The sequence below is a fragment of the Epibacterium sp. Ofav1-8 genome (assembly GCF_022348185.1).
Classification (GTDB): domain Bacteria; phylum Pseudomonadota; class Alphaproteobacteria; order Rhodobacterales; family Rhodobacteraceae; genus Epibacterium.
Genome location: NZ_JAKRFD010000011.1, coordinates 88108 through 104279, shown reverse-complemented (window position 1 = coordinate 104279; position 16172 = coordinate 88108). Strand labels below are relative to the sequence as shown.

Genomic DNA, 16172 nt, shown 5'->3' with positions numbered 1-16172 from the left:
ATTAATTCGGATCACTCCCGATCTCTTTGATAGGGCCTGGCCCAATTTAAGCTACTCGTCGCACCGGCATTGCCAACCTATTTAAGCCTGGCTGAACGCGGCCTGATCCGCGCCCGTCAGGCGGTCATCTCGAGTGCGTAGCCTTTCCAAAGATCAAAGGCCTCGGATCGGGCGTGGCGAAAAGAAGATAGCGGCGGGGGGGAGTGGGCAAAAGCTGGGGGTGTTCGGTTAAGCTGCAGGAGTTTTCTTGATCACTGGAGGCTGACATGGACGTTCGGATTATCGTGGAGACCACTGCTAAAACGGGAGAGAAGCGGACGGAAGAGCTCGACCGTCTCAGTTTGACCGACCAGTTTCATAGCCAGTTGGGGCTTCAGCTCGAACAAGGGAAAGCTATTCTGGCGCAGCTCCAAGGGTCAGTTCTACAACACCAAATCGAAGAGATTTCCGCAGCAAGCCGGATTTGTCCTAGATGTGGTCGCAGCAGACCCGTTCACGATTACCGCCCCCGGGTTTTCGACACGCTCTTTGGACGGTTTCGGGGAAGGATTCTCCGGCGTCGCAAATGTTCTTGTCGGCTGGGAGAAGGCGACGCGCTTTCGCCATTTGCACAGGTTCTCCGTCATCGAGCGACGCCTGAGCTAAAGACACTTCAGGCAGAGCTGGGCGCCCGCCATTCGTTTCGGGAAGCTGCCCGGATCCTGGAGACCTTTTTGCCCTGCGCAAGGCAACACAATACTACCGTGCGCAACCGTCTCGGCAAAGTCGCGAAAGACATTGCCGACACAGAGCCGCCAGCGTGCGAAACCATCTCTTCAAATCCTCTGACCGTGTTCATCGACGGAGCTCACATCCGGTGCAGGCCGGAATACCAGAAGCGTCACCTTGATGTCGCGGTCGGCAAGATCGAAACACGCGACATGTGCCGCCGCTTTGGCCTTGCGCCACAAGCTGCGATCTCGCCTGCTGCGCAGCTTCGTCGCGATTTGGACGCCCTCGGGTGGGACGACCGGCGACCCGTTACCGTAATTTCAGACGGTGAGGCAGCGCTCCCAAACCTCATCCGCGGCGCAACCGATGGACAAGTAAAACACATCCTCGATCGGTGGCACATCTCGATGCGGGTTCAGCATGTGGAGAACGCAATCAGGGGCCTCGTTCAGAGGAAAGACTTCCCTGGAACAACGGCAATTCTCATGACCCCGGCCGAGACACTGAGATGGAACCTTTGGCACGGCAAAATTCAGGTAGCCGGCACACACCTTCAATGGATGATCGTTGATTGCGCAAGGCTTGCCAAATACGACCTCGCGGTTCGAGATCAAGCACAGAGAGCGCTGGCGCGATGCCATGATCTCCACAGCTATCTCACGAACAACATGGGGTCGTTGGTCAACTACGGTAAGCGATATCGCCGAGGTTTACCGATCTCGACCTCCCGCGCGGAAGGTTGCGTCGATGACATCGGAAACGCGCGCATGGGAAAACGCCGCCGCATGAGATGGTCACCGCGCGGAGCCCACAATGCGGCCGTCACCAGAGCCGCGGTTCTCGATGGCCGTCTGTCAGTCTCAAATCACCCAATTGCCGCATAAGACCCCCAGATTTTGCCCACTCCCTCCAGCATCAGTATCAAAACCTGCCGGGCAGGATATTGAAAGTTGGATGCGGCGTAGTTTCCACATATCTCCCTGAAAGCTGTCAAGAACTCCGGCGAGTACTGCGTTGCAAACCCTGGGTTAATGCGCTTTCTTACCGGCGTATTTGATTGCCTGCAGATATCAAGCAGCTTTGCCACCTTCTTCTTCTTAGGCTGCTTTTTCCCGAGATCGCATGAGGGAGTGAGACGTGAATAATTTGAAGCTGTCATACCGCACCTCAATAGGTCTCACCTTCTGATCTTACACGATGGCACTGGTTTATCAAAGCAACGTGATGGATTGATGGCGTAGTGCCGAACGACCGGTTCCGGGACGCCTCACCGCAGCGTTGGCCATACAGGCGAGTGGCAGCTTTGGGCTCAATTCCACATTTCGCTGCTCGCGGCACGAAGGTCGGCGAAGCGGACTTGCGTGCTCGCGGCTTTTGCAGACGCAGAAAGCCTTCGCCTATGCGACGTGGTCTTCGCTGCGAGCCGGCTCAAGTACCCGAAACGGTCGTTCAACAGGGTGACGGCCTCTTTCTCAAGCGTCAGCGCCGTATTTCCCCTCCTGCTTGTGCAACGGAAACAGCCTGCGCAATGCGGCATTGCGCAGCCACAAGCCCCCCCACATGAACAGTCCCAGATACAGGCTGAACAAGATGTGGCTAAAAAGCGGGTTTTCCGCCCTGATCTGCGTAGCCATTGCGCCACCAAGTAGAGCCATCATCAATATCGCCCCTAGAGTGCTGGTGCGCGGGACTAGGTACAGAATGAGACATGTCAGCTCTATCACACCGATCATCAGCGCATAGCCCTCCGGCCAGCCGAGATCGCGTAGGGAATTCGCAGCCACATCTGCACCGATCAATTTGGGCGATATCGATGCGACAAGCATGAAGAGTGTAAAGATGCCGGTAATAATACGGCCGGTCCATATCATGACAGTAGGACTCATTTCAAATTAACCTCCGCTCTTCTTGTCTTCGGCGAGTGTATGGGCAACCAAAGCATTGGCGTGACCGTGCCCCATGCCGTGCTCTGTTTTCAGCCAATCGACAAGCTCCATGTGTTTCCTGCCGGCACTGTCCCGGATGAGGGATTTCCACTCAGAGATTGGCCGACCGTATTTCTTTTCAATCGAAGGGAAATACGACGCCGGACCTTTGACCGGCTGCGGGGTGTCAGACGATGTCATGATGCGACCCTTTCAGTGTTTCGCGAGCGATTGCGCGTATTCTTCAAGCTGCGTGGCGACTGTCCCCCAACCATCGAAGAACCCCATATCCTCGTGGGTCTGTCGCGCCTCCGGTGAGCGGTGCCGAGCGGTCGCCGTGTAGATTGTGCCGCCGTTCTCATCGTCCTTGAACTCGACGATGGCAGTCATGAACGGGTCAGCAGCCGGCGCCCAGCCCTCGCTATAGGTATCGGTGAATACCAACCGTTCGCCGTCGACAACTTCAAGATAAACTCCCTTATTCTCTATCTGTTTGCCGTCGACATTCATTACCGTGTTGAATTTGCCGCCGACCCGCAGGTCAATCTCGCAGGAGTCGAGGCTGTGGGGGGTGGGCATGAAGAAGTTCTTGATATGCTTCGGCGTTGTCCAGCACTCCCAAAGCACTGAGCGCGGTGCATTGAGGGTGCGTGTAAAGCTGAGATCGGTTTTAGGATTAAGTTTCATTTGTGCGTTCTTTCATGAGGTTGGTGACGTAGTCATCAAGACGGTCAAGGCGCCCCTCCCAGATCGCGCTTTGCTCGCTCAACCAGTCTATGGCAGGTGTGAAAGCACCCGGGGTCAGTTTGCAAATGCGAGTTCTGCCCAACTTTCTCGACGTGACCAGTCCGGCATCTTCTAATTTCTTGAGGTGACCCATGAACGACGGAAGCGCCATATCGTGCGGCTCCGCCAATTCGCTCACGCTTGCCTCACCACGGGCAAGGCGCTGCAAGATCATTCGCCGCGTCGGGTCACCGAGTGCAGAGAAACAATGATCGAGGGTCGAATCAAACTTAGCCATACTCCTAAGTAATGGCCAGTCACTCGTGCTGTCAATAATACTTAGGACTATGCCTCACTGTCAGCAACTCCTGGGGTTGGTCACAGAGCAGGACGAAAGGACACTCCAATAGACATTCGAGCACTGATCCATGTTGCGATCTACATGAATGGCCGGTTTCTCTGCGACGCGGCGGCACTAAACTTCTCGCTCATGCCTCATTTTTCTCGCTGCGTGCGCTCGCAGCGAGAAAATCGAATTCACAGGTCGGGCTCACACCGGACTTGCGGCGATGCGGCGCCTAGATCTTGGCAAGCAGATCCTTGCATGAGCCACGGGATGACCCCAGTCAGCCCAATCACGACATTCATGCAGGGCGCGGCGATGTCTCTGCTGCAAGCGCGAAAGACTTCCCGGTAGCAGACCTTCAAGTTTGCTCAACTGGCCCTGGCGATGCCGCGCCTTGCTTGAAGGTCGGCGAAGCGCAGAAAGTGAGCTTTGCAAAGTCGGCGCGGCCAGCGAGGCCCAAGGGTTTGACGGCCCAAATCAAACATTTGGTACATCGACAGATCCCTCACTACACTTCACCGAAGCAGATTTTCGTCGCAACTCGCAGTATTGACTAGGGTCAGGATTCATAACCAATAAATGACGAGAGCCGCGAGCGCGATGGCAGAGAGAAACACCTTGGGGCAGCGGTCATAACGGGTCGCGACACGCCTCCAATCCTTAAGCCTACCGAACATGATTTCGATCCGGTTGCGACGCTTGTATCTGCGCTTGTCGTATTTGACCGGCGTTTTGCGTTTCTTCCGGCCTGGGATGCAGGCGCGTATCCCGTTGTCGTTCAATGCTTCACGGAACCAATCGGCGTCATAACCGCGATCCCCGAGCAGTCAATCGACTTTCGGCAGGCTGCTCACCAAAGCCCGTGCGCTGATGTAGTCGCTTCTGTGGTTGCCGCCCGTAGTGCAAGAAGCTTTTGACCATATTAGCGTGTGATCGAGTGCGAACTTCTGTGAGGCCTTCATGATACGGCGTTTCCAGAAGCCGCGGGCCGGGATGGTGATCAGCAGACTGGGTCCAAATCTGACTTTCGAGCTCAATGCTCGTAGCGACTAACTGGTTTTCCCAATCCAGATCTGTTCGATCATTTTGCCCATTCAGGTCGTCGTCTTCTCACACTCCCTCGGCACCGGCCCTAACGGTTCGACATGAGCATCATGCCACGACCGCCATCGCCGGATCTCTGTAATCTTCATTCTTTGTCAGCATCGCCCAGATCTGGCGGGCCATCTTGTTGGCGAGCGCGATCGCGACCAGCATCCTGGGTTTGCGCGCCAGCATGCGTAACAGCCAGCTGCCCTCCGTAATTGTGCGCTGTCCGAGCCAGTTCAGTCGCGACATTGCGCCGATGATCAACAGGCGTCGGATATCGGCTTGACCAGCCTTAGTCATGCGACCAAGGCGCTCCTTGCCTCCGGAGGAATGTTGCCGAGGAACAAGGCCCAACCAAGCCGCAAAGTTGCGCCCGGTTTTGAATTCCACCATGTCGGGACCGAACGCTTCGACTGCAACGGCTGTCAGCGGTCCAACACCCGGCATCGTCTGCAGTCGGCGTGCTCTGTTTGACTGGGTGGCCAGCGTCTTGAGCTTCTTGGTGCGCTCAATGATGCGCGCGGTTTTCTCTGCGATCTGCCCGAGCAGGTCCAGGCACTCTTCCCTGATCAGCGCGTGCAAGTCGACGGTCTCATCCTGCACAAGCGCCGTCATGCGATTGAGGTGGGACATGCCGACCGGAAACACATAGCCGTGCTCATACAGCAGAGCCCGTAAGGCGTTCACATCAGCGGTCCGCTGATGCACCAGGCGTTCCCGGCCGCGGAAGACCGCCGCGCAAGACTGCTGCTCGACTGTTTTGGGCTCCACGAAACGCATCTCAGGCTGGCGTGCCGCAATGACAAGCGCCTCAGCATCGGCCGCATCATTTTTCTGCCGCTTCACAAAAGGGCGCACATATTGCGGTGCGATCAGCTTTACCTCGTGCCCAAGAGCTTCCATCTCACGGGCCCAAAAATGTGCGCTGCCGCACGCCTCGAAAATCACCATGCTGGGCTCTTGCTGCGCCATGAACGCGGAGAATTGCTTCCGCGTCAGCTTCTTGCGGAACTGGACTTCCCCCGTTCGAAGGGCACCATGAACTTGAAAAACTGCCTTTGCCAGATCGACCCCAATCATCATATTCTTCATCTCGCCGTCCTCCTTCGCGCGTGGCGTTGAACACCACGACCTTGGCACATTGCGATGCCGTCTAGGGAGGGCGGCAACCACTCCATCTAACTTGACCTGCAGTCACGAACAGGTGCAGCGGACGGCCCTTGCTGTCACAGATAGCGTGCAGTTTGGTGTTCATGCCGCCCTTGGTTCGGCCGATCAGACGGCCACGTCCCCCTTTTTCACCGCAAGGCTGGAGGCCGTGCGATGGGCTTTGAGATATGTTGCTTCAATCATGACCGTCTTCTCCTCACCATGATTGGCAGCCAAACCAATCAACATCTCGGCGAAGATGCCCTTGTCGCTCCACCGCTTCCAGCGATTGTAGAGCGTCTTGTGCGGGCCGTATTCCTTGGGTGCATCGCGCCATCGTAACCCGTTGCGATTGATGAAAATAATCCCACTCAGAACCCGCTTGTCATCCACGCGGGGTTTGCCGTGCGACTTCGGGAAAAAGGGTTCCAGACGAGCCATCTGCTCGTTGCTTAGCCAGAAAAGGTCAGACATGTTCACCGCTCATTTTGGGGGCGATGAATCACGCCGCACGGCGGAAATCAATGGGTCCTGACCCTAGGGTACAGTGCCACGCGCGGCGGCTTGCGCTGTCGTGCGAGCCGTCTGCGACATGTGCGCAAATCTCTTCGATCATTGCCGACACGATGTAAGCCCTGCGTTCTCATGCGCGTTCTGGCTCGCGGCGTGTCCACATCTTGTGTCTGTTTGCGGGAGTCACCCGTACTAGTGGAGTTGTTTGGCCGGGGCGCGACTTCAATTTGAAAGTGCAGAGAAATAAGCTTGCTTGAGGTATCAAAGGTATGTAATCAATACGTGCAAAGGTATTTATCTCTGGGCGCCGAGGCGTCGCGGTGCAAAAATAGGAGAAAAGGCCGTGGCCGATAAGACGATCCAGGCGGGAAGTGAGATTGGCGTGCAGATCGATGCTACGCGCGATGGGGTTCTCCGTTATTTGCGCACCGGTGATGATCTGGCCATTGAGCTTAAGAATGGCGATCGGGTGTTGGTCGACGGGTTTTACACGCCAGCAGAGAACGGTTCTTTGCATAGTCTGGTCTTTTCTGATGGGACGGTTGCTGATCTCGAGCAGGAAGCAACCGGTGGCGCAGGTGTTGGTGGCGCGATGGGGGATGATGGAATCGCCGCGCTGGCCGGCCTCGGTCTTCTGGGCGCGGCTGCGCTGGCATCGGACAGTGACGATTCTGAGCCGGCTGTCAGTACCGATCCGACGGACAACACCGATAACACGGACAACACCGATAATACGGATAATACCGACACTACCGACACTACCGATAACACCGACAGCACTGACCCGACTGACAATACGGACATCACAGATAATACAGACGCCGCGCGGCAGGGAGTTCTCGATCCCGTGCTTGGCGACGAAGGGCTGTTGGGCGATTTGACCGGCAATGATGGTCTCCTTGGTGCGGTCACCGGATCCGAAGGGTTGTTGGGCGATCTTCTTGGTGCCGATGGTTTGCTTGGGGACCTTGGTGTGCCTTTGCTCGGGCAGCCGCTTCAGGGCGATGGCAGTGTTTCGAAGGATATCGGTTTGCTCGACCCGGTGACCGGCGACGATGGCCTTCTGGGCAGCGTGACTGGAAACGACGGGCTTCTCGGGGACATTACCGGGTCTGAGGGCGTGTTGGGGGATGTCGTTGGGAATGACGGTCTGTTGAGTGGTGTAACCGGTGCAGATGGTCTGGTTGGTCAGCTTACAGGTACAGGTCTTCTGGGTGAGGCTGATGGCGACAGTGGCGGTGATCTTCTTGGTGGCCTTCTGGGCGGCGAAGACAGCCCGCTTGGTGGTCTGACCGGTGGTCTCCTAGGTGGTGAAGATGGTCTGCTGTCGGGTGTCCTCGGCGACGAGGGCCTAGTTGGTGGTCTGTTGGGAGGTGACGGTGATCTCCTTGGCGGGTTGACGGGGGGGCTTCTTGCTGGCGGAGGCGATGACGACGCGATGATTTGATCCAAGGTGGCGGGCTGATCGGAGCTGCATGCTCTGAAGATTGCCGCGCCATCGTATGAAATCCGCCCCAACTCGGTGGCGGTTGCCAGAGCTGTCAACCCGACACCCCCCCAAGGTGCGGCAGTTCTGCAGAGGGGCGGGCAGAAATTCACTGCGGATCACACCGCTCTGCCCGCTCTTCTAATCTCAACATCCATAGAACGTGGAGGCAGGAGAATGAACTACCGCGTAACCTGTACGGATCCGATGATCCTTGAGGATGAGCGTGACTTTCAGGTCGAAGCTCTTGTTGCGGCATCAAAGGCGGCAAGCAGCGGTTTTGACGGGCTTGCCTCCGCGTTGGCTGCAATCGCCCACGATGACGGGGTGAATTCGAAGCCATTCTTGATTGGCCGAAAAATTTTCGCCAACCAGGATGCTCCGCCCAGGGTGCTCAGCGAGAACATCTTCTGCCTCGAGTGACGCAATCAGAAGTGCATACCGGCGCCGCGGAGGGCGATAGGAGTACATACTAAGGATTAGGTTGGATTTTCTTACATCCTTTAGTTTTGACCTCGTGCCCCGATTGTGTTAATCACCTGAAGTGACGCACTCCTGCCGCGGTGCGGCTCGAGTGGAGTTTGGGACGTTCGTGTCGTCATCGTCCGTAGATCTGGAGAGACAAAGTGGTTGCGAAAAAATCCAGTCGCGAAGATCAATATCGTTCGGAGGCGCTGGAAGTCGCGTCCGGGCTCAGCGCGTCTCTACGCGCGGACAAGGCAGCTTCTGGACCCTCGGCCGGAGGCGCCTCATCGACTGCGAGCGCAGTCGGGATTTCTCTCGCGATCCAGAGTGCTGCCGCGAATGGTGCTCTGGCGCCGCTCGTCGAAGCGCCGGTTGATAGCGATGCCCTCCTCAGTCAAGCCGCAGAACAGCAGCTGTCCTCCTCGGACCCATCTCTCTCACAGCCATCTGTGGTTTCCGCAGATGGCGATCCGGGTGCAGACAGCAATGTTGCCGTAGAAAGCGACACCACGCTGAGCGCCGGCGAGGCAAGTGACTTTGGCGTGGATGTTCAGACGAACGCCAGCGCTGATGCGTCGGACGGGTTCGGTGGTGAACCCGTGTCGGCAAGCGCTGATCTATCCGCAATCGATGGCGAAGCCAGTCCCGGCGCTGGCGCGAGCCAAGGGGCTGGCGAAGACAGTGTCCGTACCGCTGTCGTCCAGCCGTCTCCCTCTCCGAGCTGGACTGGCCCATCGAGCGACGGTTCAGAGCCGGAGGGTGTTCTGGATGCGGTGACGGGAGAGGATGGTCTTCTGGACGATGTCGTCGGCGATGGGGGATTGGTTGATGACCTGCTCGATAGCGTTGTGGGGGGGAGACGGTCTGGTCGATGGGCTCGTCGACGGCCTACTGGACGCGGTAACCGGCGAAGATGGTCTGCTGGGCGGTGTCGTTGGTGAGGACGGTCTGGTTGACGGATTGCTCGGCGACGATGGCGTTGTTGGCGGAGTTCTGGACGCGGTGACCGGCGACGATGGTCTGCTGGGCGGTGTCGTTGGTGAGGACGGTCTGGTTGACGGATTGCTCGGCGACGATGGCGTTGTTGGCGGAGTTCTGGATGCGGTAACCGGCGAAGATGGTCTGCTGGGTGGTGTCGTTGGTGAGGACGGTCTGGTTGACGGATTGCTCGGCGACGATGGCGTTGATGGCGGAGTTCTGGATGCGGTGACCGGCGATGATGGTCTGCTGGGCGGTGTCGTTGGTGAGGACGGTCTGGTTGACGGATTGCTCGGCGACGATGGCGTTGATGGCGGAGTTCTGGATGCGGTGACCGGCGACGATGGTCTGCTGGGTGGTGTCGTTGGTGAGGGCGGTCTGGTTGACGGGCTGCTCGGTGACGACGGCGTTGATGGCGGTTTGCTAGGGTCGCTTACAGGCGGTGTCGGCGGTCTGTTTGGCGGTCCCGAGTCGGATGATGGGGCCGATGACGTGGTTTCTGCCACCGAAGAGGAGGAAGGTGACTTCTTGGACACGCTTCTGGGAATCGCATCCACCGGAGAAGATGATATTCTGCAGGTTGTCTCTGGGTCTGGCAGTGATGAGGGCGAGGCGGAGGTCGATCTGTTTCAGGCGCTCCTGGGTGACGAGGACCTGTTGGGGCTTGATATCGCTGAGGGCGATAGCGAGGGTGATGTCGGCAATGATATCCTGACCGAGATTGGTGGTGTCGAGGGGTTGAGCGGTGCACTTGTCGACGGGGGCGTGCTGGAGGTGGATGGCTCCATTTCGGTTGCCGTCAACGACGATGTCGATCTTCTGCTGAATAGTATTCTGAGCAGTGGAACCGAGTCTATTCTTGGCGACGATACGGCTCTCACTTCGTTCCTCGATGTTGGCACTGATCTGAGTGAAGCGGAAGTTGCTGAAGACAACGGCGCCGAACTTGTTGGAGGGTTCAATGTTGAAAATGCTCTTGGGACTCTGCTCGGGGGCGATAGTCTCCTGGGTGGGTTGGATGATCAAAGCGCTTCAGAAGTTTGAAAGGTACCCTAGGGCACTGAATTCAGATTTTTTTGATAGTTTGTCACGCGGAGAGAAGGTTGCGAAGGTCTAAATTCGATCTTTTCTATCGTATCCCAATGCTCCAACATCCCCATAAATAGCGAGGCTTTTAGAGTTTAACTTGCTTTAATTGCTTGCCTTTCTCGCCGAAGCATTGCATCTTTAAGATGATTTTCAGTGATCAGTATCGCCACAACTTTGTTTGGATGTATGCAGGGACGGAGTGGTTTGATGGGAGCGGTGATTTCGTCCGGGTTCGAGGGCGTCGGATCAATTGAAGTTGAAGGCGGAGCTCGGAGCATTGCGTTGTCCGAGCCTATTCGCATTGCTTTGGGGCAGCGCGGTGCTGCAGTTTCAGAATTTTCAAAGAGTGGCGCAGATCTTGCTGTGCATTTTGCAGACGGGCCATCGGTTTTTGTTGAAGATTTTTTTGTCGTGGGGCCGGAAGGCACCTTCAGTACATTATTGGACCATGACGGAAGTGTTTTGGTGTCCGGTTTGCAGGTGCCAGAACCCGTACAAACGCAAGGTACTGGCGCGACCGAAGTTTTCCCCCAATTTTCGAAGGGTGATGTCGCTCCTTCTGATGCTCTCGGAGCGGATGGTGATGGACGTTTTTCCGTGTCCGAAGGCGGATCGGACTTCATGACATTGCTGACAGGTACGGGATTGGTCTCGGGGGCAGGGGTGCTGTCCGAGGGAGGTGGTCTTGCGGCTGGGGATGCGGCCACGAGCCAACCCTCGCGCATCGCAAATGCGCTTACGGAAGATGATATCTCCGCGGAACTTCTTCCTATTGACGGGGCTGACCTGGGGCTCCTGGTTGACCACGGCGAGGCAGATGCGCCGGAGGTATCTGCCGAGGGCGCTGTCGGTGTTCACGCCTCTACCGAGGCCGGTGACCTGCCCGGCGACGTCGAAGATGAAACGCTGGTGAACACTGACACAGCAGAAATCGTGGAAATTGCGGTTATGACTTCGTCGGGCGGTGACTTGCTGTGTGACCTGATGTTCGACCCAGTCATGGAGAATGCACTGTGAGTTTATCCTGGATGATTTTCTTGCGATTCTGCACCTCGCAAAATGTGCTTTTGAAATATGCCTTTTGTGCTGCTTTTGCGACGGCGGGCGCGGGCCTCGCTTCAGCGGCAGAGCTGTCGCTGAACCGTGCAGTCGTGATCGCTTCGGAGCGAGATGCTACGGTGACCTCCATGCGACAGCGGGTGGCCAGCCGTTCGATTGATGTCGAGGCGGCGCGAGATGCCTATTACCCGAGCTTCAGTCTGTCGGGGGAAAGCAGCTCGACTGCGTCCGATGGTCCGGCGATCACGCTTACCGTGTCGCAGATCCTGTTCGACTGGGGGCTGATCCGCAATGAGATCATGGCTGCAACCCAAGTGCGTACGCAGGCCGTAGCTGACCTGAAGATGGCGGTTGAAGACTTGACGCTTCAGGTTGCGTTCTACTTTCTGGATATTGAAACGATTGGTCTGAAGATCGCCCGTACCCGCAACTACCTGAGTTTTGCGGAACGCATCGCTGGACATGCACGCAATCGCGCGCAGGGTGGTCTTGGGGATCGGGCGGAGGTCGCGCGTGCGAACCTGGAAATCGCGCGCGCCCGGGACGAGCTGTCTCAGCTGACGGCCAACCGGGAGATGGCAATTGCGCAGTTGGCGTTTTTGATCGACCAGAATCCGGGTGTTCCCAAGGCGCCGCCCGAAATCGGGTTTGATCGGGTCTATAACAACGCCGCGCGGTTGCGTACGGCGGTTCGTATCGCACCGGAGTATATCGCGGCGCGTGCATTTATGGATGAAACCACTGCAGATATCGGCGTTGCCAAGGCGAAACGCTTTCCGACGATCAATCTGGAGGCTCAGGCGCGTGGAAGCCTCGATGGGGGGGATACACGCACCGCTGTGGGGATTTCAGCTGGTGTGGATCTGAGCTCGCGCGGTCTGGGAAAACGTCAAATGCAGGCGGCGATTCTCGAGAATGAGGCGGCAAAATCGTCGCTTCTCGCGGTTGAAAGAGACATGACCAATGCGGCGCAGAACGCGTTGTCCCAGTTGCGAACTTTGCGGGCCACCGAGGCTGCGCGCAAGGGGCAGCTGGTCGAGTCTCAGCGTGTGCTGGACACATATGAGGAGCAGTTCATCGGGGGGCAGCGTGAGCTGATCGACCTGCTGACGACTGGGCGTGACCTCTATGACGCGCGGATCGACGTAATCGACACATACGACGAGCGAAAACGAACTGAATATCAAAACGCTAGAGATCTTGGAGTGCTGGGCACGCTGATCCTATCTGTAAGCGGATAGGGCTCCGGTCATGATCACGCTTCCTTCGCCAATGCGAGACTTCGGGAGACTGAAATGAGAGATCTAGAACCAGCTGACCCGGTTGTTCCTGGCCTTCAGGAGTTATGTCGTGTGCACGGTGTGTCTACGTCGGCGGCGCAATTGACTGACGGGCTGCCGCGCGATGACGATGCGCTGCTGACCGAGGAGCTAATTGCTCTGGCGTTGCGGCGTGCCAACATGAGCTGCCGGATCAGCCGCGAGCCGCTCGCCAAGTTCCCGGCCAGCAGTCTCCCGGTGCTGCTGTTTCTCAAAGAAGGGCGGACGCTCGTCCTCGAGGAACTGACGGCAACCGAAGCGCGCGTTATCGATCCCGAGGCTGGCGGTGGCCGGTCAATGTGGAACCGTGCCGAGTTGGAAAAGCAGCACGACGGACGTTTGTTGGTCTCAAAGCCGATCGACCTGGTGTCCAACCGGCTGGACGGCGCGGAGCGCAAGAAGGGTCACTGGCTGTTCCGGCCAGTACTCGGCAATATCCGGATCTACCGCGATGTCCTGACTGCCTCCTTTGCCGCCAATCTGCTCGCAGTGGCGACGGCTCTTTTCTCGATGCAGGTTTATGACCGCGTGGTGCCCAACAAGGCCTTTGATACCCTCTGGATCCTGGCTAGCGGCGTGGGTATTGCCATTGTCCTGGAGTTCATGCTGCGGCTCATGCGGGCGTCTTTGGTCGATGTATCGGGCCGTGATCTGGATTTGACCTTGTCTGCGCGATTGTTTGAAAAAGTCGCGAACATGCGTCTGGCTCAGCAGCCGACATCGACTGGCGCCTTTGCGAGCCAGGTCAGGGATTTCGCCACTGTGCGAGAGTTCTTTACCTCGGGCACGGTGACGGCGCTGTGCGATCTGCCGTTTGTGCTCGTATTTGTGACGGTGATCTGGTTCATCGGCGGCGAGGTGGCGTATGTGGTGCTGGCAGGTGTTATCTTCAGTATTCTGCCTGGGATATTGATGCAGGGTCGTCTGGCGTCGGCTTCGCGAGAGAATACCCGCGAAGCAGCGGCACTGAACGGTCTGCTGCTCGAGACGATTTCGAGCTTGGAAACTGTCAAGGCAGCCCGCGCAGAAGGGCGTCTGCAGCGGGCTTATGCGCAGCTGACGGCCACGATGGCCAATACCGCTGTGCGCACGCGGCAATTGACGACCATCACCACGCAGCTTGTTTCCACCGTGCAGAAGCTGGCCTATGCAGGTGTCGTTATCGCGGGCGTCTATCTCATCAACCTCGGCGAATTGACGGTGGGTAGCCTGATTGCCTGCACGATTTTGTCCAGCCGCGCCATGTCTCCGATGGGGCAGGTGGCCGGGCTTCTGGCGCGTTGGCAGCACGTGCGGGCTGCGATGGAAGGGCTCGACGGGATCATGAACCTAAAGGTCGAGCGGCCTGATGATCGTCACTTCGTACGGGCGTCGTCGATGAAAGGCACATACAAGCTGGAAGACGTGGTGTATCGGCACGACCCTGACGCACCACCGGTTATCTCGCTGCCGACACTGGAGATCCCTGCAGGAGAGCGGCTGGCGTTGCTGGGGGGCAATGGCGCGGGCAAATCAACATTGCTGCGTATGCTCGCCGGGCTGACGGAACCGGAATCCGGCAGTATTCTCGTAGATGATCTTTCGCTGAGCCAGATCGATCCGATCGACCGGCGTCGTCAAATCGGCTATCTGCCGCAAAGCGTCGCCCTGTTTCAGGGAACGTTGCGGGACAACCTGCTGCTTGATCATGGTCTGCATTCTGACGACGAATTGCTGGAAGCCCTAGACGCGGTCGGGCTGGGCACTTTTGTGCGACGCCATGTGCGCGGTCTCGATCTGAGAATTCACAGCAATGCCAATGTGTCTGGCGGCCAGCGTCAGGCAATCGGTCTGGCGCGGGTGTTGTTGCAGGACCCCAAGGTCGTGCTTTTGGACGAGCCGACCGCCGCATTTGACCATCTGACTGAAATGCATGTGATCGGGTATCTCGGAAAATGGCTGGAAGGGCGGACGACCGTGATTTCCACGCACAAACGCGAGTTGCTCAGCCTGACCAAGCGTGCGGTTGTCCTGAAGGATGGTCGTGTGGCGCGGGATGGAGATCTGTTGCAAATCCTGAATTCTGCGCGCGCAAATACCGCCCAAGTCCAACCTGTAAAAGCGGTTAAGTGACGATGGGCATGGTGAGTTCACCCGGGAATATGGACGGCAGTTATCGCCGGGAAATCATCCGCAAATCGCGGACGCTCATCAACCTGATCGTGTTGTCGCTGGTGGCTGCGATCATCTGGGCCTCTATTGCTCAGATAAACGAGATCACCCGTGGCGATGGCCGCGTGGTACCGCTTCGCCGCATGCAGACCATTCAAAGTCTGGAGGGCGGTATCCTTGCCGAGCTTCTGGTCAGTGAAGGCGACATTGTTGATGAGGGCGAGGTCCTCGCGCGCCTGGATCCGACGCGATCCGAGGCCGCATTCCGCGCGGCGTCGGCAGAAATCACCGCGCTTACTGCGCAGGTTGCACGTCTTGAGGCCGAAGTTCTGGAGCGTCCGGCGCTTAATTTTGGTGAGGATGCAAACGAGTCCGAGCAAACTGAATTGCGACTGTTCAATGCACGACGGACCAAACTTGAGGCCTCACTCAAGGCGCTGGAAGCCGAGCGTCAGTCGATTCAGGAGCAGATCGACATCACCAGCCCACTTGCATTGAGTGGAGCCGTCAGCCGCATAGATGTGCTGCGCCTTGAGCAGCAACGGGCAGAACTTGAGGGCAAGATAAGTGACACGCGCAATGCCTACGTGCAGGACGCCTACAAGGATCTGGCACAGCGTCGCGCAAAACTGACGTCGCTGCGGCAAGATGTGGTCAGCAAGCAGGATGAGTTCATGAGAACCGAGATCCGATCGCCTGTGGCCGGCCGGGTGAACAACATCGACATCACCACACTCGGCGGCGTGATTCAGCCGGGTGAGCCGATCATGGAAGTCACCCCGACCGACGATCAGCTGTTGATCGAAACAAAGGTGCTACCAAGGGATGTCGCGTTTATCGCGCCGGGGATGGAGGCCAGTGTGAAAATCACGGCATATGATTTCTCGACTTACGGCGACCTGCGCGGCAGCGTGACCCAGATTTCTGAGGATACCGTCGAGGAAGATACCCCGCAGGGACCGCAGGATTTTTATCGGGTGATGGTCCGCACGGAGAGCAACCAGCTGGAGCGCCATGGTGAGAAGTTCTCAATTCGTCCCGGTATGCTGGCGCAGGTTGATATCGAGAGCGGCAAGCGATCCGTCCTCAGCTATCTGACTCGCCCTCTGCTCAAGGCCCGCCTCCGCTAGACTCCAGCCAGTTCACGACCCGATACGCGATAAAGA

Annotated in this window: 13 protein-coding genes and 2 pseudogenes; 8 read left to right on the top strand and 7 right to left on the bottom strand. The window is 57.5% G+C overall.

Translation table 11 applies throughout. The features are described 5' to 3' along the window. The first annotated feature begins 266 nt into the window (after positions 1 to 266). Positions 267 to 1595, top strand: a complete 1329-nt coding sequence (locus MHM97_RS17295; protein ID WP_239323744.1) for an ISKra4 family transposase — start codon at positions 267 to 269, stop codon at positions 1593 to 1595. Positions 1596 to 2183: 588 nt separating this feature from the next. Here MHM97_RS17295 and MHM97_RS17290 read toward each other — a convergent pair. From MHM97_RS17290 to MHM97_RS17260, 7 genes and pseudogenes are all read right to left on the bottom strand, one after another. Next, the gene (locus MHM97_RS17290) at positions 2184 to 2582 is read right to left on the bottom strand and encodes a DoxX family protein (protein ID WP_239323742.1); all 399 of its coding nucleotides are present in this window, start codon (positions 2580 to 2582) and stop codon (positions 2184 to 2186) included. Between the two features lie 21 nt (positions 2583 to 2603). Beyond that, entirely contained in the window at positions 2604 to 2837 is a 234-nt protein-coding gene (locus tag MHM97_RS17285) for a DUF4287 domain-containing protein (RefSeq protein WP_239323740.1), read from the bottom strand. Between the two features lie 12 nt (positions 2838 to 2849). Next, positions 2850 to 3323, bottom strand: coding sequence for an SRPBCC family protein (locus MHM97_RS17280; RefSeq protein ID WP_239323739.1), 474 nt, complete (start codon positions 3321 to 3323; stop codon positions 2850 to 2852). Then, on the bottom strand, positions 3313 to 3660 hold the full coding sequence (locus tag MHM97_RS17275; protein WP_239323738.1) for an ArsR/SmtB family transcription factor: 348 nt from the start codon (positions 3658 to 3660) through the stop codon (positions 3313 to 3315). Before MHM97_RS17275 ends, MHM97_RS17280 begins: the two co-directional genes overlap by 11 nt. Positions 3661 to 4274: 614 nt before the next feature. Next, positions 4275 to 4589 (bottom strand): annotated as a pseudogene (locus MHM97_RS17270) (transposase); the annotation flags it as partial. Between the two features lie 271 nt (positions 4590 to 4860). Continuing rightward, positions 4861 to 5889: an IS110 family transposase gene (locus MHM97_RS17265; protein ID WP_239323737.1), complete on the bottom strand. Its 1029-nt coding sequence runs from the start codon at positions 5887 to 5889 to the stop codon at positions 4861 to 4863. A gap of 88 nt (positions 5890 to 5977) precedes the next feature. After that, a pseudogene (locus tag MHM97_RS17260) lies at positions 5978 to 6420 on the bottom strand (IS5 family transposase); the annotation flags it as partial. Between the two features lie 382 nt (positions 6421 to 6802). Here MHM97_RS17260 and MHM97_RS17255 point away from each other — a divergent pair. The 7 genes from MHM97_RS17255 to MHM97_RS17225 all read left to right on the top strand — a co-directional run bounded on the left by MHM97_RS17255 (position 6803) and on the right by MHM97_RS17225 (position 16136). Further along, a complete protein-coding gene (locus MHM97_RS17255; protein WP_239323736.1) occupies positions 6803 to 7906 on the top strand; it encodes a BapA/Bap/LapF family prefix-like domain-containing protein in 1104 nt (367 codons plus the stop codon). Between the two features lie 216 nt (positions 7907 to 8122). Beyond that, a complete protein-coding gene (locus tag MHM97_RS17250) occupies positions 8123 to 8368 on the top strand; it encodes a hypothetical protein (RefSeq protein WP_239323735.1) in 246 nt (81 codons plus the stop codon). Between the two features lie 870 nt (positions 8369 to 9238). Further along, on the top strand, positions 9239 to 10432 hold the full coding sequence (locus tag MHM97_RS17245; RefSeq protein WP_239323734.1) for a hypothetical protein: 1194 nt from the start codon (positions 9239 to 9241) through the stop codon (positions 10430 to 10432). Between the two features lie 198 nt (positions 10433 to 10630). Beyond that, a complete protein-coding gene (locus MHM97_RS17240) occupies positions 10631 to 11494 on the top strand; it encodes a hypothetical protein (protein WP_239323733.1) in 864 nt (287 codons plus the stop codon). Then, the gene (locus MHM97_RS17235; protein WP_239323730.1) at positions 11491 to 12777 is read left to right on the top strand and encodes a TolC family protein; all 1287 of its coding nucleotides are present in this window, start codon (positions 11491 to 11493) and stop codon (positions 12775 to 12777) included. The genes MHM97_RS17240 and MHM97_RS17235 overlap by 4 nt, the downstream gene beginning before the upstream one ends. 54 nt (positions 12778 to 12831) lie before the next feature. Next, the gene (locus MHM97_RS17230; protein WP_239323728.1) at positions 12832 to 14967 is read left to right on the top strand and encodes a type I secretion system permease/ATPase; all 2136 of its coding nucleotides are present in this window, start codon (positions 12832 to 12834) and stop codon (positions 14965 to 14967) included. Between the two features lie 2 nt (positions 14968 to 14969). After that, positions 14970 to 16136 (top strand): HlyD family efflux transporter periplasmic adaptor subunit, encoded by a 1167-nt coding sequence (locus tag MHM97_RS17225; RefSeq protein WP_239323862.1) that lies wholly within the window; start codon positions 14970 to 14972, stop codon positions 16134 to 16136. Positions 16137 to 16172: the final 36 nt, after the last annotated feature.

Excerpts from the sequence above, each read along its gene's own strand:
- MHM97_RS17295 (WP_239323744.1), top strand. The coding sequence starts at position 267 with ATGGACGTTCGGATTATCGTGGAGACCACTGCTAAAACGGGAGAGAAG.
- MHM97_RS17290 (WP_239323742.1), bottom strand. The coding sequence starts at position 2,582 with ATGATATGGACCGGCCGTATTATTACCGGCATCTTTACACTCTTCATG.
- MHM97_RS17285 (WP_239323740.1), bottom strand. The coding sequence starts at position 2,837 with ATGACATCGTCTGACACCCCGCAGCCGGTCAAAGGTCCGGCGTCGTAT.
- MHM97_RS17280 (WP_239323739.1), bottom strand. The coding sequence starts at position 3,323 with ATGAAACTTAATCCTAAAACCGATCTCAGCTTTACACGCACCCTCAAT.
- MHM97_RS17275 (WP_239323738.1), bottom strand. The coding sequence starts at position 3,660 with ATGGCTAAGTTTGATTCGACCCTCGATCATTGTTTCTCTGCACTCGGT.
- MHM97_RS17265 (WP_239323737.1), bottom strand. The coding sequence starts at position 5,889 with ATGAAGAATATGATGATTGGGGTCGATCTGGCAAAGGCAGTTTTTCAA.
- MHM97_RS17250 (WP_239323735.1), top strand. The coding sequence starts at position 8,123 with ATGAACTACCGCGTAACCTGTACGGATCCGATGATCCTTGAGGATGAG.
- MHM97_RS17245 (WP_239323734.1), top strand. The coding sequence starts at position 9,239 with ATGACCTGCTCGATAGCGTTGTGGGGGGGAGACGGTCTGGTCGATGGG.
- MHM97_RS17230 (WP_239323728.1), top strand. The coding sequence starts at position 12,832 with ATGAGAGATCTAGAACCAGCTGACCCGGTTGTTCCTGGCCTTCAGGAG.
- MHM97_RS17225 (WP_239323862.1), top strand. The coding sequence starts at position 14,970 with ATGGGCATGGTGAGTTCACCCGGGAATATGGACGGCAGTTATCGCCGG.